A 24,591-nucleotide genomic window follows, 5' to 3' on the forward strand; every position below is an offset into this window, starting at 1 on the left:
TTAGTATTTTTCAATATTTTTATTCTGCAAGGCTTCCGAAATAATAGAATCCCTTGCAGGTATCCAGTTTTACTTTTACATATTTACCGATCAGATCCTGACATCCCGGGAAATGGACCAGAAGGTTATATTCTGTTCTTCCTGTAAAGATACCTTTTTCTCTGCTTTCTTCCTCTACAAGGATCTCCTGAACAGTTCCCTCGAAACGGGAAGAAGCCTTTCGGCCTTTTTCCTGAACCAGAGCCAGAAGACGGTCAAAACGGTCTTTTACCACATCCTCAGGTACCTGATTCTCCATTTTGGCAGCAGGTGTGCCGCTTCTTTTGGAATAAATAAAGGTAAACGCAGAATCAAAATCGCATTTTTCCACAACGTCCAGAGTATCCTGGAAATCCTCTTCCGTTTCTCCCGGAAAACCTACAATGATATCTGTAGTAAGGGAAATATCCGGTACGGCATTACGGATCTTGTCTACAAGCTCCAGATACTTTTCTTTGTCATAACGGCGGTTCATGATCTTTAAGATTCGGCTGCTTCCGGACTGCATGGGAAGGTGAAGGTGATGGCACACTTTCTTGCTCTCTGCCATTGTCCGGATCAGCTCATCAGACAGATCCTTAGGATGGGAAGTCATAAAACGGATTCTCTTTAATCCCTCAATTGCTTCCACCTGTCTCAGAAGCTGTGCAAAAGTAACCGGATGTTCCAGTGTCTTGCCATAGGAATTAACATTTTGTCCCAGAAGCATAACTTCCGTTACACCGTCAGCTACCAGTCCTTTGATTTCTTCTATGATTGCTTCCGGTTCGCGGCTCTTTTCTCTTCCTCTTACATACGGCACAATACAGTAGCTGCAGAAATTATTGCAGCCAAACATAATATTGACACCCGTCTTAAAGGAATATTTACGGTCAGCAGGCATACCCTCTACAATCTCATCAGATTCCTTCCAGACATCGATGATCTGTCCTTCTGTATTTAAGCTTCTGTAGAAAAGCTCCGGAAACTTATGGAAGTTATGGGTACCAAAAACCAGATCCACAAAAGAGTACTCCTTGTGGATTTTCTCAATTACTTCGGGCTCCTGCATCATGCAGCCGAATAAAACGATTTTCAGATCCGGCTTCTTTTTCTTGATACTCTTTAAATGTCCCAGATGGCCATAAATCTTCAGGTTCGCATTCTCCCGGACTGTGCAGGTATTATAGATTACAACATCTGCGTCTTCTTCTCTGGATACTTCATTATAGCCCATACGTTTCACGATACCAGCTACTGTCTCCGTCTGCAGGGAATTCATCTGGCAGCCTGCATTCTGAATAAAGAAAGCTGGCTCTTTCTCATATTTTCCCTTCACAAGCTCTGTACATTTGTTGATATATTCTAACTGTATTTTACTTTCTTGTGTATTATTATTCACTATTGATTCCTCATCTTTCTGTTTACAACATTTCGGGGCACTCTTTTTATCATACAGAATCTATGGCTTTATGTCAAACGCTAATCTTTATTTTTACAACGTTTTTTCTCTTTAAACGTATAGCACTATGCATTTGCCAGTATACCACTGTTTAAAGAATAGAGATATTCAAGTGGGATCAGACCCAGTTCTTCCGTATCGTCTTTACGGTATTCCGGAATCTCAATTGCCAGAGAAGGCTGGCGGATTACTTCCGCATAAAACTGTTCCGGAGAACCCATATCAGGTTTGTCCCCGGATTTCCTGACTTTTGTACCACCTGCAATTCCTTTTTCCAGACGATAGCCGGAACACTTCTGTAAATGCCTTGCAAGTCTGTAATTTCTCTGATTATAGGCAAAGCCTTTTTCCTGTCTGCAGTAAATAATCTTTCCTCTGGAATAGCTGAACGTAAGAAGGCCAAGACTTGAATACTCCTGAAAAATACTGATCAGGGAACGAGTCTCATTTTCACTGGCCGGTTCCTGATTCATTTTCTTCCGCTGATAATAATGTGTGGGAAAATTTCTGCGCAGATCAATCCCCCTGGCATTACATTCGTATTCTTCTACAGGTTTGTCCTGCATTTTCAGCATCTGTCTGTGTATAGGATTGTGTATGGCACCATATCCATACTCACATATCTCATAGCTGTCCGGATTCAGCATCGGTATCACACAGATACGAACCCTGTCAAGAAGTTTTCGGACTTCATAACTGTCTCCGATGATCCAGTTGTTTTCATAAGACTTACAATATTCTTTTGCAATCGACAAAAGATATTCCGGAAGTTTTCCATCTCCGCTCTCCACTCCGCTCAGACAAAAAATACAGGCATCTCCTCTTCCGATTTCCAGCATTGGGATCATTCTGTCATCATGGCTTCTCCCTATCACTCTGAATTGAACAAAATTTCCATACCTCTGTCCCATTTCCCACATTGCGAAATATATTTTTTCATAAGTTCCCATCTTTTCTGCTGACATACATCGTATCCTCCTTTTTTCCTGTTTTTTCACCTTATGATATCAGAGTCAAAAGGTATCTCATTTATATATATGAAAAGAGACAGGCCATAAGACCTGTCTCTTTAAAAAATCTGAATTATATTATTTGGATACGTTTTATCTGTCAGATTACATTTCTTTTTTACGTCTTCTGATAAGTACATAACCACCTGCCAGAACAGAAGCTGCTGCCAGAGCCAGCATTGTTCCGATCGGTGATTCGTCACCTGTGGATACCGCTGATCTCGCTGTTCCATTTGTTCCGTCTGCATAGGTTGTCGGAGTTACATCTGTAGTTCCTCCGTCTGTTGTAGTTCCATCACCTGAACCTGTTCCGTCACCACTTGTACCGTTTGCTCCCGGTGTTGTGGTTGCTGTCGGTGACAGAGGTGCTGCCTTGAACTGATAGGACAGAACTTCAGAAGCATCTGTGCTCTGCCAGTCATTACCGCTGTATACCTGTTTGTCATATCTGATATAGATTGTATACGCTTTCTCTGTATCTGTATAAATACCACTCTTTGCGCCAATCTTCCAGGATGTATTCCAGGATGACGGATTAGAAGACATGCTCCATCCTGCCGGAACCCATCTTACATCTCCCTCACCAGGGTTACTGTTCTGTGTACCTGCTCCAATTACCTTGAAATCATAGAATGTATTTGGATAGAATACAAGAGCATTCTCAAATCCCTGTACAACGCTCTCATTTACATTCGGTACAACCGCAGTATGAGACGGTGTAGGTGTAACAGGACGTTCTTTTGACTCAGGCTGGAACATTACAGAACCATAATTACTCTTATCCTTATCACTTACTACACATACATAAATATCAACATCATAATCAGGGAGATCTGTTACCTTTGCTGTCACATTGGTATCAGCATCAATCGGAGCTCCCACCATAGAAGTATCGATTGTCGGTGCCTTCTCACCACGTTTTACCCAGTCGATATAATAAGTACCTTTTACATTAGACTGAAATTTAATTTTAACAGTACTGTTTCCGGACCACTTGCATTCTTTTCCTGTAACTTTGAGCTTCGCTTCCGCAGGAGTCGGTGTAGCACTCGGTTCTGCTGTGCCGGACAGTTTTCCATCCTCGCCAAGTTTCAGGCTGGAGTCTCCCTCATATGTAATCTGAGAAAGAACATCTGCCAGCTTCACATCAGTAACATTATCGTCCAGTTTTACTACAGTTCGGCCTGCTTCTGCTTCCTGAACAGCAACTCCGATCGCAGAATCTGTAACAGCACCGGTTACATTGATCACACCTTCTTTGTCAAGTACAAGGTTGCTTGTAGCCTCCGGGAAAGAATTGGTAACTGTATTTCCGGTAACACTTACTGTTCCTTTGATATTTACAGTTCCTTCACTGTAAATGGCACCGCCTGCTGCAGCAGAGTTTGCTGTGATCGTGCCGCCCTGAAGATATACGTTTGCACCTGCTGCGTTATTGATCGCACCGCCATTGCCTGTTGTAGTATTTCCGGTAATTGTACCTCCCAGAATATACACATTTGCACCTGCTGCATTATTGATTGCAGCACCATCTCCTGTTGTGTTATTTCCTGTAAGAGTTGCCCCGTCGGTCAGCGCATAGTTGCCGCCTGATACTTCCACGACAGAACCGGTAACGCCATCGCCGGATCCGTCAACAGTTAAACTGCCGGATCCTAAAGCAGTTCCATTTGCATCAGTTACAGAACCTCCGGCCATCTGCAGAGAGCCGCCGCTTACAGTAAACATACTGCCTGTAAATCCTGCCGCACGTTTGATAGTGGTATCCTCTGCTGCAACAAGCATAATATTCTTATTAGCCGGAACATCAATGGAAGCATTGATCTCAATATCACCTTTTACTTTGATATAGTCAGGTGTTCCACTCATATCTGCACTGTCAGCAATTGCTGCAAATGCTTCTGCAAGTGTTCCATAAGTGTTTTCTCCGACTACAATAGCTGCCCCATCTGTTTTCTCTGCTGCAGGTGCCTCTGTGGGCTCTGCTTCAGGTGATTCTCCGGCAGGCTCCTCTGAAGCCGGTTCTTCTGCTGCAGGTGTCTCTGAAGGTTCTTCTGCAGGTGTTTCTCCGGCAGGTTCCATTGCAGTATCTTCCGCAGGTGTTTCTGTATCTGTTGTTTCAAGTTCTCCTGAAGTTTCCTCAACTGCGGTATCTTCTGCCGCAAATGCGGCTGTCGGTGCCATACCCACAGATAATGCACCTGCCATTAATAATGCAAAAAGCTGTTTTTTCCTCATTTTATATCCTCCCATGGATGAGTTCTAATCAAGTTTGCTGCTGGCACAGCCAGTAATCCAAAATCTGAGAGCAGTATAGCACATCTCTCAGAAAAAATCAAATTTACGGGCGAACTTGTCCGTTTCCATAAATAATATACTTTGTTGTGGTCAGAGCCAGCAGTCCCATCGGGCCTCTGGCATGCAGTTTCTGTGTACTGATACCGATTTCCGCCCCAAAGCCGAATTCAAACCCATCTGTAAATCTGGTAGATGCATTCACATAAACAGCGGCTGCATCCACCTCTTCCAGAAATTTCTGTGAATGTTCATAATTGTTGGTAATGATTGCTTCCGAATGCTTCGTATTATATTTATTGATATGTGCAATCGCTTCCTCAACAGAAGAAACCACTTTGACAGAAAGTATATAGTCCAGATATTCTTTTCCCCAGTCCTCCTCTGTTGCATGTACAGCTCCAGGAATCAGTTCATAAGCAGCCTGATCTGCGCGGATCTCTACATGTTTCTCCTGAAGACGTTTCGCGAGAACAGGAAGAAGGGCATCTTTCACATCCTTATGTACAAGAACAGATTCGCAGGCATTGCAGACACCTACTCTCTGAGTCTTGGCATTCATGATAATATCTGCCGCCATCTGCAGATCAGCGGTTTCATCCACATATATATGACAGTTACCTGTACCTGTCTCAATAACAGGAATCGTACTCTGTTCTACCACAGCTTTGATCAGTCCTCTGCCGCCCCGTGGGATAAGTACATCCACATACTGATTCATTTTCATAAATTCTGCTGCTGTTTCTCTGGATGTATCGGAAATCAGCTGGATTGCATTCTCCTCCACATCATATTCTTTCAGAGTTTCTCTGATGCAGTTTACAATCGCTTCATTGGAATGGATCGCATCACTTCCGCCTTTCAGGATAACCACATTACCGGTCTTAAAGCACAAAGCAAATGCATCTGCGGTTACGTTTGGTCTTGCTTCATAAATAATCCCAATAACGCCAAGAGGTACTCTTTTCTGTCCGATCAGCAGTCCGTTTGGACGCTTCTTCATCCCCAATATCTCTCCGACAGGATCATCCAGAGCCGCTACCTGACGTAATCCCTCTGCCATTCCCTCAATCCTGCTCTTAGTAAGCATAAGTCTGTCGATCAGTCCTTCAGGCATATGGTTTCGTTTTCCTGCTTCTACATCCAGTGCATTGGCACTGATCAGTGTCTGCGCATCTCTTACCAGTCTGTCTGCTACTGCAAGAAGCACTTCATTCTTTTTGTTTGTGGAAAGATTTCTCATTTCCGTTTCGGCTGCCTTTGCATTCATGCCAAGGCGATTCAGCATTTCGTTCATGTCCAGTTCCCCTTTCAGTCAGTAAGATAGCATATCTCCTCTTCTGTCACTATGATCTGCGGGCAGATATCAGTAGGTTCTGTGGGAACCTCTGGCAATATCTGAAAAGAAAATGCAATGGCAACTCTCTCAAGCTGCGGATGTTTCTCGAGATAACGGTCATAGAAGCCTCCGCCGTATCCAACTCTGTGGTTTGCTCTGTCAAAAGCCACCCCTGGCATGATCATAAGAGCCTTTGGCCAGTCAACGATTTCTCCCGACGCCGGTTCGGGAATCCCAAAATATCCGGGTTCCAACTGAGAAAAGTCTGTCAGTTTATAAAATATCATATCTTTTCCCACAACCTTAGGAACCGCAACCTCCTTACCGACTTTCCATGCTTCTTTTATAAGATACTCTGTGACAACCTCATGATTGTAATCTGCATATACCAGAATGCGGCCGGCATTTTTGAACGCAGGAAGTGCGGTCACTCTGTCAGTAATCGCAAGACTCATTGCCCTGATCTGTTCATCTGTGCGCAGCTTTCTCTCTGCAAAAATTTTCTTTCTAATGTCTTTTTTTGATTCCATATCTCTCACCCAGATTAATGATTGTTCCGTCTTCCTGCTGAACATCCATATTGTCCAGCTGAGCACGGAGGTTCATACGAACAGATGCGATATATTCTTTGCGCAGCAGTTCTCTCTCTTTTTTCTCTTCTTCAGTAAGCCCTACACTTTTGGCCTTATGTGCAAGTGCATTAATACGGTCAATTTTTTCAACTTCCATAATGTTTCCTCCTGTTCTCTTCTTTCGGGGCAGTATCAGTAAATTTCTGCCATCACAACAGTCTGTCAATGATATCGATCAGATAGACTTCCTCCTTGGGCTGGCTGACAAACAAGGTACCGTAGTTACGCCCTTCTGTGATTTTATGGATCACATGAAAATCAGATCCGTTTGCGATCACCATATCTACTCCTGTGGCAGATGCGATCTGGGCAGCAGTCAGTTTCGTAGCCATTCCGCCTGTCCCTACCTTGCTTCCGGAAGTACCTTTTCCCATATCGAGCAGTTCATCATCCAGACTCTCTACTACATCAATAAACTTTGCATCAGGATTGGTGTTTGGATCGTCTGTAAAAAGTCCGTCAATATCTGATAACAGGATCAGAAGATCTGCCTGTACAAGAGCGGCAACCACTGCTGATAATGTATCATTATCTCCGAACTTCTCCAAATTCTGAAGCTCATATGTAGAAATGGAGTCATTCTCATTTACAATAGGAATCACTCCCAGACCGAGCAGTTCATTAAAGGTGTTCTGTGCATTCTTTCTGTTGATGTTATTCACCATAGTATTCTTGGTCATCAGAATCTGCGCAGAAGGCTGATTATATTCAGAGAAAAGTTTCTGATAGATCATCATCAGTCTTGCCTGTCCAACTGCCGCACATGCCTGTTTTCTCTTCAATTCTGTCGGTTTCTCCTCCAGTCCAAGTGCCGCAACTCCTGTTGCTACCGCTCCTGAAGAAACCAGTATAACATCCTTTCCCTGATTGCGCAGGTCGCTGAGTTCTCTTGCCAGTACTTCCAGCTTGCGAAGATTCAGTCTTCCTGTCTCAGAATGGGTCAGGGAAGAAGAACCGATTTTAATTACAATTCGTTTTTTATCTTTAAGTCTTTCCCGGTAATTCATCTTTCTATTACTCCGTATAAATATATTTTTCGTAACTGTCCATGCTATAATATTTTCACAATTACGAATCAGCGGGTGATCCCAAGTTCATCCAGTGCTTTTGCCTGTTTAGCTTCCATAACTGCTGCTTCCTCAGGTGTCATATGATCATATCCGAGCAGATGCAGCATACTGTGCGCAACCAGGAAACAAAATTCTCTTGTCACACTGTGCCCATATTCCTCGGCCTGTGCAAACACCTTGTCCACCGAAATCATAATATCTCCCAGAAGAAGCTCATCTGTATCCAGGTCAAAATAAGATTCATCTTCTTCCACAATGTCATATCCCGCAGGTGTCTCAAAAGGGATCATAGGGAAGGATAAAACATCTGTAGGTCTTGCGATATCGCGAAATTCTGTATTGACTCTCTCGATTTCTTCATTATCTGTAAGCACCAGATTTACCTGCGCATCATAAGGGCAATTCTCCATCTCAAGAACTTTATCTGCGACTTTAACAGCCAGAGTTTCATAATCGATTCCCAGTTCACGCTCTGTTTCATAATCAATCTGCATATTCATCGTTCATTCCCTCCGCTTCTGCGTCTTACCGGTCTTTCAGGCTTCTGTTTCTTTTCATAAGCATCATAAGCCTGTACGATCTGCTGTACCAGAGGATGACGGACAACATCCTTGCTGGTAAGCTGGCAGAAACCAATATCATCTATTTTCTTCAGTACTTTCATTGCCACATCAAGTCCGGATGTGGCATCTCGTGGAAGGTCTTTCTGAGAAGCATCTCCTGTGATAATAACTTTTGATCCAAATCCGATACGCGTCAGAAACATCTTCATCTGTGCGGGAGTGGTATTCTGCGCCTCATCAAGAATGATAAACGCATTATCCAGTGTACGTCCACGCATGTATGCCAGAGGAGCCACCTCGATCAGACCACGTTCCATGTTCTTTGCGAAGCTGTCTGCTCCCATGATCTGATACAGTGCATCATAAAGCGGTCTCAGATAAGGATCAACCTTACTCTGAAGATCTCCCGGAAGAAATCCAAGCTTCTCCCCTGCTTCAATTGCAGGACGTGTCAGGATAATCCTGCTTACCTCCTCATTGCGGAATGCCGTCACAGCCATTGCCATGGCCAGATACGTCTTACCTGTACCTGCAGGTCCTACTCCAAATACGATCATCTTCTTACGGATCTGTTCCACGTATTCTTTCTGTCCGAGAGTTTTAGGTTTTATGGGCCTGCCCTGTATCGTGTTACATATAAAATCTTTATCTATCTCTGAGAGAACTTCATTTCTCTGTTCCATTGCAAGCGAAAGAGCATAATTTACATTCTGCTTTGTAATGGTATTGCCTCTCTTTGCAAGAACTACAAGCTCTTCTATTAATTTCTTCGCAGAAGATGCTCCCTGTTCTCCTCCAAGTATCTTAAGGATCCCATCTCTGGATATCACCGTTACATTCAGCGTTCTTTCGATCAGTTTAAGATGCTCGTCAAACTGTCCGAATACATTTGATTCCAGATCTGCAGGCACTTCTGTGTGTAATTCAATAATGTTACCAGCCATCCTGTGATGTCCTTTCCTGTTCATAGTCTGCTGTATTTCTCCATGGTCATCCGGCCATTTAACCAGAAAACAGCTTTGTCGTCCGGTCAGCAAGACCAGATGTGTCTATTGTAACACCTCCTCACAACTTTTTAAATACATATTTTCCTGTTATCATTCATTTTCCGTCAGTATCACCCTGTTTTTTCCCACCTTTTGTACAATCTGCAGAGTTCCTTTTGTGACACAGGACTGTCCTGTTATATCAGTTCTTACATGATTTTCTGTTATTTTTGTACCGCTTTCAAGCAGTTTTTTTTCATATATCCGGAATATCCTGCCTGCTTCCCGGACTGCTTCTTTTTCAGTATACAATTTTTCAGTCTTTCTGTACTCTCTCATTTTAGTCTTTCCAAACCATACCGGAAGTACAAAGTTCTCTGTAATGCGCAGAGGATATTCTTCCATCATGCACCACTGATTCTGCCCTGCTGTTCTGTAAAGTCCCAGATAAAAACATCCAAACCGGAGATACACCCCTTTTCTTACCTTTCCCACAGATTCTTCTGCCTGATATTTCATGGGAAATTCCTGATAATACGAAATCTTCCTGGAAATGTAAATATCCGCATCTGCATGCACATATTCCTTCCGCACGATCTCCTGGCTGTCATTCATAATGTGCAGTTCACCTGATACAAGCAAATCCCCCTTTTTGCATATATCTCCAGGCTTTTTTACCGGTACACCCGACCGGACTACCATTTCTGTTATCACGCCTGCTTTATCCGCTGTCAGATCACAGGCTGCCGTGTCTTCTTTTATATTTTTCCGGGAAATTCCCTCCCTGATCTCAAGGAGCAGCCGGGTTCCTTCTATTCTGGCAGATACCCAGGTAACCTGCGAAAACTTTCGTCTTACAGAAGCTGCAATTTCAGAACAATCCACCTTTTTCTTTGACATACCATGGGATACTCCCTGTTCCTTCAGAAAATCAAGGATGGTTTCCGTACTGTTTCTGACATTCCCTTCTATATGAATATTCCAGATTCTTCCTGTCATCACAAATATCAGCACACCAGCCAACAGAAGTCCTGCAAAAAAAGCCTTTCTTTTTCTGTTTCTGAAAAAAAAGAATGGCATTCCCTGTTTCTGTATGATCCGGATATATACACCTGTTTTTCTCCTGATCGGTCCTAACCGTCGGAAATCAGTCGCTCTTATCTGCGCAGTAAGCCGATCATCATCTGTGTAACGGATTTTTTCCATATATATTTTTCTGTTTTTGCAGAGATTCAGAAACCGTTCCGGATTTTCTCCCTGCACCAGAATCTCCACATAACCATATATCAGATCCAGAATCCTGTTCATTTCATATATTTCTGCGGACAGACAGAGAAAATGTCTCCCCTGATCTTCATCGCACTGGAAGTATACCAGAGAATCTCCAGGTTTTTTCCGCAGACGGTGACCTTTCCCCGAAGAGACAGAACCACTATTTCAGAAGGAGTATATCTGGAAATAGATCTGTAATTCTCAATCAGAAGTTCCATGGAACCCGTCATGGTAATAATCGTTTCACTATACGCCAGATCAGCCGGAATCTCTAATGCAGATACCATCTGCTCCTTCCACCGTTCTGTTTTTTTCATAAAAAAATCCCTCCGGCTTTTAATATCAGTCTATGCCGGAGGAACTGTATTTATGGCAATTCCGGATAAAATTGCCAGATGACCTGTTATCACAAAAATATCCTGCTAACGAAACAGTACCATTGAAAACCATAAAATTGTATTGCCACCCAGATTATATTCCATGGACTCACGCTCTACAATCTCATTTACCACCACTCCATGACTCTCCAGACAGGGATGCATCCGGTCAGGATAACGGCAGGGCTTTCCTTCTTTATATGCACATTTCTCACAAATATCACAGGATTCCGTAGATAAAATATATGTTTCGTATCCTTCTTTGTTCAGATATTTCCCCACCTCTGTGGTCAGGTCCTCATGTGCCCGTCTTGTTGAAAGCATTTCTTCCATATTCATAATATCCGAAACTTCCGCCACGCTGGAAAAGAAAACAGCCTGAGGGTAACTTTTTATTTTTTTCTCACATTCCTGTAAGGTTCCTACTGCCGGAGGACAGGCCCAGGTAGAATCATAACGCTCACATTCCTCCCGACATATGGTACGCACACGTTCCTGTATCCCAATATCCTTCGTGTCGAGTACACGGTATTCATAAATCGGATATCCGGAAATAAATTCTTCAAATTTTTCTGTATTCATGTATATTTATCTTCTTTCTTATGTCAATTCCCGTCAGGTGGATATTCACAGCCTCCGCTGAGGACTTACCTGATTCGGTTAAATAATGCGTTTGAGGCAGTTCAGACATTTATTTATGATAAGGTTCATGATTCATAATGCGGTAACTTCTGTATATCTGTTCCAAAAGGATCATCTGCATTAGCTGATGCGGAAAAGTCATCTTTGAAAAACTCAGCTTATAATCCGCCCGCCTCAGAACCTTATCACTTAATCCCAGAGAACCACCGATTACAAAAGTAATGGAACTGACACCGGAAACGCCCAGTTTCTCAATCTTTTGAGAAAGTTCCACCGAATCCACCATCTTTCCGTCAATCGCCAGTGCGATCACGTAATCCTGTTCCCGGATATGCTTCATCAGTCGTTCCCCTTCTGTATCTTTGATCTGGGTATTCAGTGCTTCAGATGCCCTGTCCGGTGTTTTCTCATCTGCCACCTGGCAAAAAGTCAGCCTGCAGTATCTGCTCAGCCGTTTGGCGTACTCTGCGATTCCGTCACACAAATATTTTTCTTTGATCTTTCCAACTGTAATAATACGGATTTCCATGCTTCATTTTCCTTTTCATTGTTCTCATATAACGATTCCGTTTCAGCAATCCACCCTTATGCAAGGCGTCTGCATCACCAAAGACATTTCTCAATATCTGTTAATATTGCAGATAATATTCCATGGTAGTCATTTTACTTGTCTTTCCGTTTGCTGCAACAAGAATCACATTCAGTTTGTGATATCCGGCAGGCATGGAGATCGGCTGTTCATAAACAGTACTGTTAAGATCCGGCTCGGAATCAAAAGCATAGTATGCCTTACATCCATCCGGTACAGTAATCTTAATCTCTGTCTGCTTATTATAATCTCCTGATTTGGGTATTACTCTGGGTGCTTTCGGCGTACTTAAAACAATCACATACTTTCTGCTGATAATATCACTCTCAATGCCCTTATCATTTACGCCAAACGCCTTTATCTCGGTCATTCCTTCACCCAGTATAACAGGACCTGTATATACCATACTATCTCTGTCAGGCGTAGTGCCATCCACAGTATAATAAATCTTTGAGCAGTTTCCCTTCAGTTCCAGGGTTTGTGCCACAGTATAAGTTCCGGATTCAAGATTCGCCACAGGTGTTTCGCAGATATATTCCGCACAGGCATTCTGTATTTCTATGTCTGCAGATTTCAGGACACTCCTGACCTCTTCAGTCTTTCCTGCCTGTGTAAGAAGCTTCACATACTCTCTGTAAATCTCTGCTCCCGCAGTTTTGTTCTGTACAAATGGACGCAGAATAAGAAAGGCAGATCTGATATCACCTGATTTCTCCATACTTTTGGCCAGGAGAAGATTTGCAGCTTCGTTTTCGGGATTTTTATCAAGGGCATCTTCCGCGATTCTCTGTGCCTCTTCATAATTCTGCTGTTTATATTGCTTTTTTGCTCTGGAATACAAAGCTGAAAAAGTATTTAACTGCAAATAACAAAAGAAACCTGTCAGTATTAATGCACACAGAAACAGACACAGAAGCTGCTTTTTGCTAAATTTCAGCTTTTTTCTCTTCCGCCTTCCGAAATATTTAATAATTTTCGATTTATGTTTTTTTTCAGATGAACGGTTCTGCTGTTTCTTTTTCATCAGAGTTTCCACTGTGTCAAATTCTCTCACCCAGGGTATCTCTGAAAGACAATAGGGACAATACAGGGAACCTTTCTCCACCTCTTTATGACATTTGGGACATTTCATATACAGTCCTCACTTACTGGTTTTCCAGATAATCCTGAAACTCCTCCATAGACATCAGAACTTTTCTCGGTTTCGTTCCTTCTTCCGGTCCCACTACTCCTGCATCACAGAGCTGATCCATAATTCTTGCCGCTCTGTTGAAACCGATCTTAAACATTCTCTGCAGCATTCCAATAGAAGCCTTCTCTTTCTCTATGATAAATTTACCTGCCTCTTCGAAATGTACATCTCTGTCATCTCCGGACGTACCCACTGCGGTTACCGGAGAATTTACCTGCTGCTCAATCTGCTGGTTATACTGAGCTCCCGGATTCTTATCTGCAAGAAATTCTACCACCGCACTGACTTCATCATCGGACACAAAAGCCCCCTGCAGTCTTGCAGGTTTCTGATATCCCTGGGGATAGAAAAGCATATCACCTTTTCCAAGTAATTTTTCGGCTCCGTTCATATCCAGAATTGTTCTGGAATCTACACCGGAAGACACGGAGAAAGCAATTCTGGAAGGCATATTGGCTTTGATCAGACCTGTAATAACATTTACAGACGGTCTCTGTGTAGCGATGATCAGATGAATACCTGCCGCACGTGCAAGCTGAGCCAGACGGCAGATCGCATCTTCCACTTCACCGGGCGCAACCATCATAAGATCTGCAAGCTCATCTACGATAATTATGATCTGCGGCATCTTTACAGGTTCTTCTTCAGCTCCCCCGGCCTCCCTGATCTGTTCTGCTTTTTTGTTATATTCATTCAGATTACGGACACCATACTCTGCGAATGTATTGTAACGGTTTGTCATCTCCTGCACAGCCCAGTTTAATGCTCCGGCTGCTTTCTTCGGATCTGTGACAACCGGGATAAACAGATGGGGAATCCCGTTATATACGCTCAGTTCTACCACTTTAGGGTCAATCATGATAAGCTTTACCTCATCCGGATTTGCTTTATACAGAATACTGATGATCAGTGTATTGATACATACTGATTTACCGGAACCGGTTGCACCTGCGATCAGAAGATGAGGCATCCTGGCAATATCCGCAACTACGGTCTTGCCTGCGATATCCTTTCCTACAGCAAAAGAAAGCTTTGATTTTGCCTTCTGGAATTCCTCTGACTGAAGCAGATCTCTGAGCATAACTGTACTGTTCTCTTTATTGGGAACCTCAATCCCTACTGCTGCTTTACCCGGGATTGGTGCTTCAATACGGATATCAGGAGTTGCAAGATTCAGCTTGATGTCATCGGCAAGACCGACAATCTTACTGACTTTTACGCCCATTTCCGGTTGAAGCTCATAACGGGTAACCGTCGGTCCGCAGCTTACATTTGTAACAGTTACATTCACTCCGAAATTGTGAAGTACCTCCTGCAGCTTCTGTGCTGTCTTGCGCAGATATGCATCAGAATCTCCCTGTGATTTATTGCTTCCTTTCTTAAGCAGATTTAAGGTCGGAAATTTATATTCTTTTTTTACGGCTGCTTCCTGTCTGGTGATCTCATGCTGAATATTTACAATTCCGCTCTGTATCTCCTTTTCAGAAGATTTAGGGTTCTTTGAAGGCTGCCGTGTCACCTTCTCCTCCGGAAAAGGGAGCAGTTCTTCCTCCTCTTCCTGCTGTGGTTCGCTGTCTGCCTCATATGTATCTGTGACTGTATCCTCTGCCCTGTGAATCTCAAAATTCATTGGAGTGCCGGCATATTTTCCGTCGGTTTCCTCCTGCTTTTTGCCTGTATTGTCGGCAGATTCTTCATTTGTATTGTCGGTATCGCCGGAATCGTCTATATTTTCTTCTGTTTTTGCTGTCATTTTGGCAGTATCTGTTTTCTTTTTCAGGAGCTTATCCTTCTTCTTTGGCTTCTCTTCGGAATATCCTGTCAGTTTGGTACCTTCCAGAAATCCGCCTTTCTTCATCTTCTTTGCTTCTGAAGGATCCAGAAGAAAATCGTCATCATCCGAAAATTCATCATCTCCGATCTCATCCTCCAGTCTGCGGATCTTTTCCTCACGCCGCTGTTCTCTCATAAGCTGGCGTTCCCGGGCACGTTTTTCTCTGCGCATCTCGCGTTCAGGCTGTCCCTGTACATACCGTGTACGTCCGTCTTTTACAAAATCACATATCTTAATGACCAGAAGTGTCACAAAATCCAACAGAGAATGCTGTGTGATAATGATCATGCAGACAACAAATGCCAGTATAATGATTACATATCCGCCAACCGTACCAAAGGCAGATGTAATGGAAATACAGATCGCACCTCCGATCAGCCCACCGCCGGTCTTATAGTCCGCACTTAATGCATAATAATCCATCAAAGTTGTACTCTGCATATATCCGTCTGTAAGAAGCTGTGCCGCTCCACACAAAAACAGAAACATTACAAACGCTGCTGCAAGCTTCTTATATGCCAGACGGTTGGTTTTATTGATCAGAATAAATGCCGCTCCAATGAAAAACACGATTGGAAACAAATATGCCATCAATCCCATTAACCCAAAACAGAAATTACTGATCGCATCTCCTACAAAACCACCTGCTCCAAAATTGCTTGCCATTAAGATCACACATGCAGCCAAAATCACAAACACTATAATCTCTGTCTGAAATCTTCCGACCTCCTGCTCCATAGCTGTCGCTTTTTTCGTATTTCTCCCCGAATGTCCGGTCTTTTTATTTTTTGATGCTGCCATTACAAGGCTCCCTTCCTTAATCTTCTCGTAATCTCCCCTACAGGGCATAATTCAATACCAGTACAATAATACCGGCTGCAAATGAGTAATATGCAAAATATCGCAATTTTACGTTCTGTGCCATGGCAAGTGTACTTCGGATGACAAGGCATCCTGCAAATCCGGCTATGATCATTGCAAATATATATGCAAATCCAAGTCCTGCCGTCATTTCAGAAGCACCAAAATTTCCGATTTCCGTAAAAAAAGCACCCACGATCGCAGGCAGACTCATAAACACAGAAAAACGTACTGCAAATTTACGGCTATATCCGCATAAAAGTGCAGCACATAAAGTAAATCCCATTCTGGAAATCCCCGGAAAAACTGCAAGTCCCTGGCAGATACCAATCCACATGGCACTGTCATAGGAAGCCTCTTTCGGTCCTTTCTTACCATCCGGTTTGCCCAGATCTGTCACCAGAAGAAATATACCCGTAAGCAAAAAACCTGTTCCCGGCACGATCTGCGATTCTGCTGACAGAAGAGCCAGGCGTCTTCCTGTAAGTCCCAGAAGTACCGTAGGGATCATGGAAACCGCAAGCAATGCGCCAAGCTTCCGATATGTTCCCGTCACTATCCTCGCATAACCCAGTCTCGCACCTGTCCTTTTATTATGGATATAAAGATTCAGATTGCCAAGAATATCCATAAACATTCCAAGAAGCCCCAACCCGATCTTCTTAAGATCTTTGCGAAACAGAAAGATGATTGCTGCAGCAGTTCCCAGATGAAGGATTGCTTCCGGCAGTAATCCGGTTTCATGGCTGATTCCCATATATTGTTCCAGTATACACAGATGTCCCATACTGCTGACAGGAAGAAACTCCGTCACAGCCTGAATGACAGCTAATAAAATCAAATATACAACTATCATAAAACTGATTCCTTTTCTATTGATCATTCCGTCAGGTTCTTTATCTGTTCTGTTTCCTGACAATTACTGTTATTATATCACACTCGCTGATAGTTGACAACAAAAAAGCCCCTGGCTGTAAAACAGCCAGGAACCCTGTGTCTGGACATATATGAGTTATATTCTCAATTATTATTTATTCTTAAGATATTCATCGATACCTTTGGCACCGGCTTTACCAGCACCCATGGCAAGAATAACAGTAGCTGCACCTGTAACAGCATCACCACCGGCATATACGCCGTCTTTGGATGTCTTGCCTGTTTCTTCTTCAGCAACGATACATCTTCTCTTATTGATCTCAAGACCTTTAGTTGTAGAAGAAATAAGCGGGTTAGGAGAAGTACCAAGAGACATGATAACTGTATCTACATCCATGTCATACTCGGATCCTGCAATTTCAACCGGACGACGTCTTCCGGAAGCATCCGGCTCGCCAAGTTCCATCTTAACAACCTTCATACCTTTTACATGGCCATTCTCGTCAACAAGGATTTCCTTCGGGTTTGTAAGAAGATCGAAAATGATTCCTTCTTCTTTAGCATGATGAACTTCTTCTGCTCGTGCAGGAAGTTCTGCTTCACTTCTTCTGTATACGATATGTACTTCAGCACCAAGTCTTAAAGCTGTTCTTGCTGCATCCATAGCAACGTTACCACCGCCTACAACTGCTACTTTCTTACCAGCTGCGATCGGTGTGTCATAAGAATCATCAAAAGCCTTCATCAGGTTGCTTCTTGTAAGGTATTCGTTGGCAGAGAATACACCGCTTGCATTCTCACCCGGAATACCCATGAACATTGGAAGTCCGGCACCGGAACCGATGAATACAGCTTCAAATCCTTCATCCTCGATCAGCTGATCGATTGTTGTGGACTTACCGATAACTACGTTAGTCTCGAATTTAACACCTAATTCTTTAACTTTCTCGATCTCTTTCTTAACAACTTTCTGTTTAGGCAGACGGAACTCCGGAATACCGTAAACAAGAACACCGCCAAGTTCATGAAGAGCCTCGAATACAGTTACATCATATCCTGCTTTCGCAAGGTCACCTGCACAGGTAAGTCCGGAAGGACCGGAACCGATAACTGCAACCTTATGTCCGTTCTTCACTTCTGCTCCTGCCGGTTTAATGTCATGCTCCAGAGCATAATCTGCAACAAATCTCTCCAGTTTGCCGATAGAAACGGCTTCGCCTTTGATTCCGCGGATACATTTACCCTCGCACTGGGATTCCTGAGGACATACACGTCCGCAGATAGCCGGAAGCGCGGAAGATAATCCGATCACTTTGTATGCTTCTTCGATCTTTCCTTCTTTGATCTGTTCAATAAATCCTGGAATATTGATGGATACCGGGCAGCCTTCCACACATTTCGGTTTCTTGCAGCCTAAGCATCTCTGTGCTTCTTCCATTGCTTCTTCCTGATTATATCCAAGACAAACTTCTTCAAAGTTTGTTGCACGTACCTTCGGATCCTGTTCTCTTACAGGAACTTTCTTTAACATCTTTGCATCTGCCATTACTTGTCACCTCCACAATGTCCGCATCCGCCATGATGGGTATCACCTTCCTGAAGTTTCAGTAATGCACGTCCCTCTTCAGTCTTATACATCTGGCTTCTCTTCATAGCCTGATCGAAATCAACAAGATGTCCGTCGAATTCCGGTCCGTCTACACATGCAAATTTAATCTCATCGCCAACCTGAAGACGGCATGCTCCGCACATACCTGTTCCGTCAACCATGATAGGATTCATGCTGACAATTGTATGAATGCCAAGCTTTTTGGTAAGAAGACAGACAAATTTCATCATGATCATCGGTCCGATCGCTACACAGACATCATAGTGTTTGCCTTCATTTGTTACCAGATCCTCAAGAGTCTTGGTAACCATACCGGAACGTCCATAGGAACCATCATCTGTTGTAACATACAGATTGGAAACTTCACCAAGTTCCTTCTCAAGAATAACCATATCCTTTGTCTTGGAGCCAAGGATAACATCTGCTGTGATACCGTGTTCATGCAGCCATTTAACCTGTGGATAAACAGGTGCTGTACCAACACCGCCGGCAACAAATACCATTTTCTTTTTCTTTAATTCTTCAATATCTTCGTGAACGAACTCAGATGGACATCCAAGAGGTCCTACGAAGTCACGGAAAGAATCTCCTGCTTTTAATTCAGACATCTTAATGGTAGATGCACCGATCTCCTGGAATACGATTGTAATCGTTCCCTCTTCACGGTCATAGTCACAAATGGTAAGCGGAATTCTCTCACCTTTCTCGTCCATCTTTACAATAATAAATTGTCCTGGCTGGCAATGGCTTGCAACACGTGGTGCGTGTACAACCATAAGATGGATCTTAGCTGCCAGTGTCTCAGCTTTTAAAATCTTATACATGGTTTTCCTCCTCGCAAATAATAAACCTTTAATAATAATACGCCAAAATCTGACATATGGCAAGGGTTGATTTATAATACGGGCAAGAAATTTTTATCTTTTGCAGTCAAATTCTCTCTATTGTCTCAACAACTAATTTCGTTTTTTATATTAAACAATATTTTCGGACTATATTAGTCCTATTTACAATATCGTATTTTATTCCAACAGTTTATTTGTAATCATTTTTTTCTATCAGTTCATATAATTTTGCCAGTGCTTCTTTAATTCCTCCAACTTCATCAATCAAGCCTTCCCTTACCGCTTCCTTTCCCTCCAGCATGGTTCCCACATCTTTCACCAGCTGAGTTGTGTCCAGCATCAGTTCTTCCAGGCGCTGCTGGGATGCTTTGGAATGTTCGGAGATAAATGTTGTAATACGATCCTGAATTTTTTCCATATTCCGGTATGTCTGTGTCACACCAATAAACATACCACTGGAACGAACCGGATGTATCACCATAGTCGCACTTGGGACTACAAAAGAATAGTCAGCAGAAACAGCCATGGGAACTCCTATGGAATGACCGCCACCCAGAACCAGTGATACCGTAGGAATACTCAATGACGCGATCATCTCTGCAATGGCAAGTCCAGCCTCCACATCTCCCCCGACTGTATTGAGCAAAATCAGGAGTCCTTCAATTTCCTCATCATCTTCAATAATCGCAAGTTTCGGCAGCACATGTTCATATTTGGTTGTTTTTGAATGAGATGGTGCTGACTCATGGCCTTCCACTTCCCCGATAATCGTCAGAAGTTCCACTTTATGCTTTCTGGAATTACTGTCAAGAACTACCTGCCCCATCTCTTTTATCTGTTCATTTTGTGTATTTTCTCTTTTCAGATTCTGCTCTTTTCCTGAATCTATGTTCTCCTGTTCATCCACAGTCAGATCTTCATCTGAAAAATCTTCATCATTTTTTCTCTGCCGCTCATTTTGGTATCTGCACATTTCCGCATATTCATCCAAAACTCCCAGCTCTCTTTTTTCTGTTTCTGATTTTCCATAATCTTTTATAATATCCCGCATAAAAATACCTCCAAGATTTTATTCCTGGAGGTATTATGTACTAATTTTTTTTATTTTATTCCGCACTGTCCTTGGTAACCAGTTTTACTTCTACAGGAATAGACTTCTCAACTGTCTCTCCCTCTGCCAGAGTAATTGCTGTATCTACAGCTGTTTTACCCATCTGGTCTGGCTGCTGCGCGACTGTTGCAAGCATTTTTCCCGCTTTTACAGCAGCAACCGCATCATCTGTAGCATCAAATCCGACAATCTCAATATCTTTTCCGGTTGCAGCAATTGCCTCTAAGGCACCAAGTGCCATCTCATCGTTATGTGCAAATACACCTTTGATAGAACCATTTGCCTGAAGTAAGTTCTCCATAACAGTCATACCTGTTGCACGGTTAAAATCTGCTGTCTGGCTTCCTGTTACATCCAGTTTCTCATCAGCTACTTCATGGAAACCTGCACCTCTGTCTATAGTTGCGGAAGCTCCGGTTGTTCCCTGAAGTTCCGCTACCGGTGTACCTTCACCAATCGTTTCTACCAGATACTCTGTTGCCATTTTTGCACCTGCTACGTTATCAGATGCAATCTGGCAGTCTACATCAACACCATTCACAACACGGTCTACAGAAATAACCTTGATACCTTTCGAAATCGCATCCTTTACTGCCGGAGCGACTGCATCAGAGTCTACCGGATTTACGATCAGAACAGATACATTTCTGGAAATCAGGTCTTCTACGTCATTGGTCTGTTTTGCAGCATCATCACCTGCATCAACCGTGATCAGTTCTGCACCTTTTTCTTCTGCTTCTGCCTGTGCACCCTCTGCGAGGCTTACAAAGAACGGGTTATTTAATGTAGATACGGACAATCCAATTGCTCCGTTTCCTACGACTCCATTTTCACCAACTTCAGCTGTTCCCTCGCCGTCAATAGTAATAATCTGGCATCCTGCTGTGGAAGATAACATTGCACACGCAGCTGTCAGAGCTACGATCTTCTTTATTTTCATTTCGAAATCCCTCCTGTATATTATTAACCGGATAAAGTAAGTCCCCTTGCTCCAACTTCGAAAAAACAATAAACACAATGGACAGGAACTTGCTTATAATATCCGCTTGATGTACCCAGACTGCTGTTCTTATCCCCTCAGCAGCCTGAATATGTAATTTTCTTATGTTCTGATTAACGATTTCTGTCAGAAAGTACGGCGATCAGAATGACGATACCTTTTACTACATCCTGATAGTAAGAAGAAATACCAAGAATATTCATACCATTATTTAAAACTGCGATGATCAAAACACCGACCAGTGTTCCCTGAATTTTACCACGTCCACCGCTCATACTGGTTCCACCAAGAGCTGTTGCTGCGATAGCATCCATTTCATATCCGTCACCCAGGGTAGGCTGAGCGGAATTCAATCTGGAAAGAAGAATCAGACCGGAAAGAGCAGACATGAAACCTGAAATTCCATAAACTATGATCTTTGTTTTGTCAATGTCAACACCAGCAAGACGTGCACATTTGCTGTTACTTCCTGTTGCATAGATACGTCTTCCAAATGTTGTTTTGTTCAGCATAAAATAAAATGCAATAAACGCAAGTACAAAAAGAATTACAGGAATCGGAATGCGGAATATGTTTCCTTTTCCTACCAATTTCAGTGCAAAGCTGTCACCAAGATTGGAAATTGGTTTTCCATCCATAAAGATCATAGTCAGTCCACGGTAAACAGTCATTGTAACAAGAGTTGCGATAAATGCCTGCAGGCGGCCTTTTGTAACAAGGACACCACTGACAAGGCCAAGACCTGTTCCAATTATCAGCGCAAGAATCATTGCCGGTACAACCGGAAATCCACTTGCGATCATTCCTGCGCAGAGTGCAGTGGATAACCCTAAAATAGAACCAACAGACAGGTCAATCGCATCTGTCAGGATTACACACGTCATACCAAATGCAATAAATCCATTAATAGAAGACTGTCTTAACAGTGACAAAAAGTTACTCCATGTGCGGAATTCCGGACTTACGATGCCTATTCCCACAACAAGAACGATCAATGCAATAAATGCACCATATTCCTGAACGTATTCAGATACGCTTTTTTTCTTAGTTTCCATTAAATTGTACCTCCCGTAGCCAATGTCATTACTCTTTCCTGATTTGCTTCCTCATAGGAAATGATTCCTCTTACTTCGCCCTCACGGACAACCATGATATTATCACTCATTCCAAGTACTTCCGGCAGTTCTGAAGATACCATAATGATTGCAACTCCCTGTGCTGCCAGTTTATTGATAATACTGTAAATCTCTTTCTTTGCTCCGATGTCCACACCTCTGGTAGGCTCATCCAGAATCAATATCTTTGGATTTGTAAGGATCCATTTTGCAAGAACAACTTTCTGCTGATTACCACCACTTAAATTGTTACATTCATGATATGCTCCAAAGCATTTGATGTGCAGGTCTTTGATTGCTTCTGCCACCATGTTCTTCTCTGCTTCTCTGGAAATTACAGATGATTTGGAAATACGTCTCAGATTACAAAGAGAAATATTCTCCCGGATGCTCTTATCAAGCATCAGCCCCTCTGTTTTTCTGTCCTCTGTGATAAATCCAATTCCATGCTCCATTGCCTGACGGGGATTGGAAATCTTTACCTCTTTTCCGTCAATTTCAATGGTACCGCTCTCATAAGAAAGATTTCCAAAGATTGCCTGCATGATTTCCGTTCTTCCTGCCCCCATCAGGCCGGAAACTCCAAGCACTTCCCCTGCGCGTACAGAGAAATTTACATCATGGAATGTCCCCTTTCTGGTCAGTCCTTTTACTTTCAAAACCTCTTTGCCGATTTTTACATTCCTGGACGGATAACGCTCACCAATCTCACGTCCGATCATCATTTTGACAATCTCATTCATGTTTGTTTCCGGAATGTTTTTCACACCAATATAAGAGCCATCCCTCAGAACCGTAATTCTGTCACACAGTTCAAAAATCTCCTCCATACGGTGTGAGATATACACCATGGACACACCTTTCTTTCTCAGAGATTCAATAACCTTGAACAATGCTGCTGTTTCACTCTGTGTCAATGCAGCTGTTGGCTCATCCATAATGATAACCTTTGCATCCGCCATCAGTGCTTTACAGATCTCTACCATTTGCTGCTGTCCTACAGAAAGCTCTGCCATAACTGTCTTAGGAGAGATATTCACTCCCAGAATATTCAGTGCTTCCTGTGCTTTTTTCTGCATCGCTTTCTTGTCGCAGATTCCGAATCTTCCATGAATTTCTTTTCCCATAAACAGGTTTTCTTCTACTGTCAGATCAAACATAACGTTTAACTCCTGGTAGATAAAGACGATTCCTGCTTTCTCAGCTTCCTGCGGATTCTTGTAATTTACTTCTTTTCCGTCAACAAGCACAGTTCCTGCATCTTTGGTATAAACACCTGTTAGAATTTTCATCAGAGTTGATTTACCGGCTCCGTTCTCACCCATCAGTGCATGAACTTCGCCGCTCTCCAGTGTGAAGCCAGCTTGCTTCAGTACCTGGTTGGAACCGAATGATTTATCGATCCCACGCATCTCAATTCGCATTACTTTTGCCCCCTTTTATTTATTAGCAGTCTCACTGTCTTCTTTTCTATCCGAAAATACAGCCGGACTGCAGGATGATGTTTGCATAAGGAGTAGTTTCTCCGCTGCGGATTACTGCTTTACAATTCTCTGTTCTCTTCTTTAATTCTGTATGTGAAACAAATTCAATTTCTATTTTCTGTCCTGTTTCCTGCTCGATTTTTTTAAATAACTGTTCAATTTCTTCAAGCATCTCCGGATTCTGCTCACAAATTTCTTCAGCAAGCACGATTTTCTCAATCTTCATATCTTTTGAAACCGGTTTCAAAACATCCATAAAAGAAGGTTTTCCAAATTCAATTGCAAGATCAATCCTCTCTGTTGTGTCCGGTATCGGCAGACCGCAGTCACCGATAGCAAGAGTATCTGTGTGTCCCATATAGGCCAATACTCTTGCGATATCACTGTTTAAAATTCCAAGTCGTTTCAT

The 24,591-nt window shown here is 42.8% G+C and carries 23 protein-coding genes; all 23 read right to left on the bottom strand.

Features of this window, described 5'->3' with window-relative positions:
- Positions 1-19 precede the first annotated feature (19 nt).
- The 23 genes from miaB to rbsD all read right to left on the bottom strand — a co-directional run bounded on the left by miaB (position 20) and on the right by rbsD (position 24,591).
- Entirely contained in the window at positions 20-1,420 is a 1,401-nt protein-coding gene (gene miaB, locus G4417_RS06920; protein ID WP_330598208.1) for a tRNA (N6-isopentenyl adenosine(37)-C2)-methylthiotransferase MiaB, read from the bottom strand.
- Positions 1,421-1,545: 125 nt separating this feature from the next.
- Positions 1,546-2,445 (bottom strand): M14 family zinc carboxypeptidase, encoded by a 900-nt coding sequence (locus tag G4417_RS06925; protein WP_173683094.1) that lies wholly within the window; start codon positions 2,443-2,445, stop codon positions 1,546-1,548.
- Positions 2,446-2,595: 150 nt separating this feature from the next.
- Positions 2,596-4,728, bottom strand: coding sequence for an LPXTG cell wall anchor domain-containing protein (locus G4417_RS06930; protein ID WP_243872089.1), 2,133 nt, complete (start codon positions 4,726-4,728; stop codon positions 2,596-2,598).
- Positions 4,729-4,831: 103 nt separating this feature from the next.
- Entirely contained in the window at positions 4,832-6,082 is a 1,251-nt protein-coding gene (locus G4417_RS06935; RefSeq protein WP_173683096.1) for a glutamate-5-semialdehyde dehydrogenase, read from the bottom strand.
- 14 nt (positions 6,083-6,096) lie between these two features.
- A complete protein-coding gene (locus G4417_RS06940) occupies positions 6,097-6,654 on the bottom strand; it encodes a 5-formyltetrahydrofolate cyclo-ligase (protein WP_173683097.1) in 558 nt (185 codons plus the stop codon).
- On the bottom strand, positions 6,632-6,853 hold the full coding sequence (locus G4417_RS06945) for a DUF896 domain-containing protein (protein WP_118568869.1): 222 nt from the start codon (positions 6,851-6,853) through the stop codon (positions 6,632-6,634). The genes G4417_RS06940 and G4417_RS06945 overlap by 23 nt, the downstream gene beginning before the upstream one ends.
- A 52-nt stretch (positions 6,854-6,905) precedes the next feature.
- The gene (gene proB, locus G4417_RS06950) at positions 6,906-7,763 is read right to left on the bottom strand and encodes a glutamate 5-kinase (RefSeq protein ID WP_173683098.1); all 858 of its coding nucleotides are present in this window, start codon (positions 7,761-7,763) and stop codon (positions 6,906-6,908) included.
- A 68-nt stretch (positions 7,764-7,831) separates the two neighbouring features.
- Positions 7,832-8,326, bottom strand: a complete 495-nt coding sequence (ybeY, locus tag G4417_RS06955; RefSeq protein WP_173683099.1) for an rRNA maturation RNase YbeY — start codon at positions 8,324-8,326, stop codon at positions 7,832-7,834.
- Positions 8,323-9,333: a PhoH family protein gene (locus G4417_RS06960; protein ID WP_173683167.1), complete on the bottom strand. Its 1,011-nt coding sequence runs from the start codon at positions 9,331-9,333 to the stop codon at positions 8,323-8,325. Before G4417_RS06960 ends, ybeY begins: the two co-directional genes overlap by 4 nt.
- A gap of 153 nt (positions 9,334-9,486) precedes the next feature.
- Positions 9,487-10,683, bottom strand: a complete 1,197-nt coding sequence (locus G4417_RS06965; RefSeq protein ID WP_173683100.1) for a sporulation protein YqfD — start codon at positions 10,681-10,683, stop codon at positions 9,487-9,489.
- Positions 10,680-10,964 carry a YabP/YqfC family sporulation protein gene (locus G4417_RS06970; RefSeq protein ID WP_173683101.1) on the bottom strand — a complete coding sequence of 95 codons (285 nt, stop codon included), beginning with the start codon at positions 10,962-10,964 and terminating at the stop codon, positions 10,680-10,682. The genes G4417_RS06965 and G4417_RS06970 overlap by 4 nt, the downstream gene beginning before the upstream one ends.
- A 105-nt stretch (positions 10,965-11,069) precedes the next feature.
- Positions 11,070-11,606, bottom strand: a complete 537-nt coding sequence (locus tag G4417_RS06975; RefSeq protein WP_173683102.1) for a DUF2284 domain-containing protein — start codon at positions 11,604-11,606, stop codon at positions 11,070-11,072.
- 109 nt (positions 11,607-11,715) lie between these two features.
- Positions 11,716-12,195, bottom strand: a complete 480-nt coding sequence (gene rlmH / locus G4417_RS06980; RefSeq protein ID WP_173683103.1) for a 23S rRNA (pseudouridine(1915)-N(3))-methyltransferase RlmH — start codon at positions 12,193-12,195, stop codon at positions 11,716-11,718.
- 100 nt (positions 12,196-12,295) lie between these two features.
- Positions 12,296-13,387: a chitobiase/beta-hexosaminidase C-terminal domain-containing protein gene (locus tag G4417_RS06985; protein WP_173683104.1), complete on the bottom strand. Its 1,092-nt coding sequence runs from the start codon at positions 13,385-13,387 to the stop codon at positions 12,296-12,298.
- Positions 13,388-13,400: 13 nt separating this feature from the next.
- Positions 13,401-16,082, bottom strand: a complete 2,682-nt coding sequence (locus G4417_RS06990; RefSeq protein ID WP_173683105.1) for an FtsK/SpoIIIE family DNA translocase — start codon at positions 16,080-16,082, stop codon at positions 13,401-13,403.
- A 37-nt stretch (positions 16,083-16,119) separates the two neighbouring features.
- Complete coding sequence (locus G4417_RS06995) at positions 16,120-16,998, bottom strand: undecaprenyl-diphosphate phosphatase (RefSeq protein ID WP_173683106.1); 879 nt, start codon at positions 16,996-16,998, stop codon at positions 16,120-16,122.
- A gap of 171 nt (positions 16,999-17,169) precedes the next feature.
- Complete coding sequence (gene gltA, locus G4417_RS07000) at positions 17,170-18,564, bottom strand: NADPH-dependent glutamate synthase (protein WP_173683107.1); 1,395 nt, start codon at positions 18,562-18,564, stop codon at positions 17,170-17,172.
- On the bottom strand, positions 18,564-19,451 hold the full coding sequence (locus G4417_RS07005; protein WP_117844409.1) for a sulfide/dihydroorotate dehydrogenase-like FAD/NAD-binding protein: 888 nt from the start codon (positions 19,449-19,451) through the stop codon (positions 18,564-18,566). Before G4417_RS07005 ends, gltA begins: the two co-directional genes overlap by 1 nt.
- A gap of 211 nt (positions 19,452-19,662) precedes the next feature.
- A complete protein-coding gene (locus G4417_RS07010) occupies positions 19,663-20,445 on the bottom strand; it encodes a ClpP family protease (RefSeq protein ID WP_243268886.1) in 783 nt (260 codons plus the stop codon).
- A 133-nt stretch (positions 20,446-20,578) separates the two neighbouring features.
- Positions 20,579-21,523 (bottom strand): substrate-binding domain-containing protein, encoded by a 945-nt coding sequence (locus G4417_RS07015; protein ID WP_173683108.1) that lies wholly within the window; start codon positions 21,521-21,523, stop codon positions 20,579-20,581.
- 173 nt (positions 21,524-21,696) lie between these two features.
- A complete protein-coding gene (locus tag G4417_RS07020; RefSeq protein ID WP_173683109.1) occupies positions 21,697-22,638 on the bottom strand; it encodes an ABC transporter permease in 942 nt (313 codons plus the stop codon).
- Complete coding sequence (locus tag G4417_RS07025) at positions 22,638-24,122, bottom strand: sugar ABC transporter ATP-binding protein (RefSeq protein ID WP_173683110.1); 1,485 nt, start codon at positions 24,120-24,122, stop codon at positions 22,638-22,640. Before G4417_RS07025 ends, G4417_RS07020 begins: the two co-directional genes overlap by 1 nt.
- A 46-nt stretch (positions 24,123-24,168) precedes the next feature.
- On the bottom strand, positions 24,169-24,591 hold the full coding sequence (gene rbsD, locus G4417_RS07030; RefSeq protein ID WP_173683111.1) for a D-ribose pyranase: 423 nt from the start codon (positions 24,589-24,591) through the stop codon (positions 24,169-24,171).

This window comes from Blautia wexlerae (assembly GCF_013300825.1).
Taxonomy (GTDB): domain Bacteria; phylum Bacillota; class Clostridia; order Lachnospirales; family Lachnospiraceae; genus Blautia_A; species Blautia_A wexlerae_B.

Coding starts and splice junctions, on each gene's coding strand:
- G4417_RS06990 (WP_173683105.1), bottom strand. CDS start 16,082: ATGGCAGCATCAAAAAATAAAAAGACCGGACATTCGGGGAGAAATACG.
- gltA (WP_173683107.1), bottom strand. CDS start 18,564: ATGGCAGATGCAAAGATGTTAAAGAAAGTTCCTGTAAGAGAACAGGAT.
- G4417_RS06975 (WP_173683102.1), bottom strand. CDS start 11,606: ATGAATACAGAAAAATTTGAAGAATTTATTTCCGGATATCCGATTTAT.
- G4417_RS06985 (WP_173683104.1), bottom strand. CDS start 13,387: ATGAAATGTCCCAAATGTCATAAAGAGGTGGAGAAAGGTTCCCTGTAT.
- G4417_RS07015 (WP_173683108.1), bottom strand. CDS start 21,523: ATGAAAATAAAGAAGATCGTAGCTCTGACAGCTGCGTGTGCAATGTTA.
- G4417_RS06935 (WP_173683096.1), bottom strand. CDS start 6,082: ATGAACGAAATGCTGAATCGCCTTGGCATGAATGCAAAGGCAGCCGAA.
- G4417_RS06965 (WP_173683100.1), bottom strand. CDS start 10,683: ATGAACAGGATTCTGGATCTGATATATGGTTATGTGGAGATTCTGGTG.
- G4417_RS06960 (WP_173683167.1), bottom strand. CDS start 9,333: ATGGCTGGTAACATTATTGAATTACACACAGAAGTGCCTGCAGATCTG.
- G4417_RS06925 (WP_173683094.1), bottom strand. CDS start 2,445: ATGTCAGCAGAAAAGATGGGAACTTATGAAAAAATATATTTCGCAATG.
- G4417_RS06995 (WP_173683106.1), bottom strand. CDS start 16,998: ATGATAGTTGTATATTTGATTTTATTAGCTGTCATTCAGGCTGTGACG.
- rbsD (WP_173683111.1), bottom strand. CDS start 24,591: ATGAAACGACTTGGAATTTTAAACAGTGATATCGCAAGAGTATTGGCC.
- G4417_RS06930 (WP_243872089.1), bottom strand. CDS start 4,728: ATGAGGAAAAAACAGCTTTTTGCATTATTAATGGCAGGTGCATTATCT.
- G4417_RS06945 (WP_118568869.1), bottom strand. CDS start 6,853: ATGGAAGTTGAAAAAATTGACCGTATTAATGCACTTGCACATAAGGCC.
- proB (WP_173683098.1), bottom strand. CDS start 7,763: ATGAATTACCGGGAAAGACTTAAAGATAAAAAACGAATTGTAATTAAA.
- G4417_RS06970 (WP_173683101.1), bottom strand. CDS start 10,964: ATGAAAAAAACAGAACGGTGGAAGGAGCAGATGGTATCTGCATTAGAG.
- rlmH (WP_173683103.1), bottom strand. CDS start 12,195: ATGGAAATCCGTATTATTACAGTTGGAAAGATCAAAGAAAAATATTTG.
- G4417_RS07025 (WP_173683110.1), bottom strand. CDS start 24,122: ATGCGAATTGAGATGCGTGGGATCGATAAATCATTCGGTTCCAACCAG.
- G4417_RS07020 (WP_173683109.1), bottom strand. CDS start 22,638: ATGGAAACTAAGAAAAAAAGCGTATCTGAATACGTTCAGGAATATGGT.
- G4417_RS07010 (WP_243268886.1), bottom strand. CDS start 20,445: ATGTGCAGATACCAAAATGAGCGGCAGAGAAAAAATGATGAAGATTTT.
- G4417_RS07005 (WP_117844409.1), bottom strand. CDS start 19,451: ATGTATAAGATTTTAAAAGCTGAGACACTGGCAGCTAAGATCCATCTT.
- G4417_RS06940 (WP_173683097.1), bottom strand. CDS start 6,654: ATGGAATCAAAAAAAGACATTAGAAAGAAAATTTTTGCAGAGAGAAAG.
- ybeY (WP_173683099.1), bottom strand. CDS start 8,326: ATGAATATGCAGATTGATTATGAAACAGAGCGTGAACTGGGAATCGAT.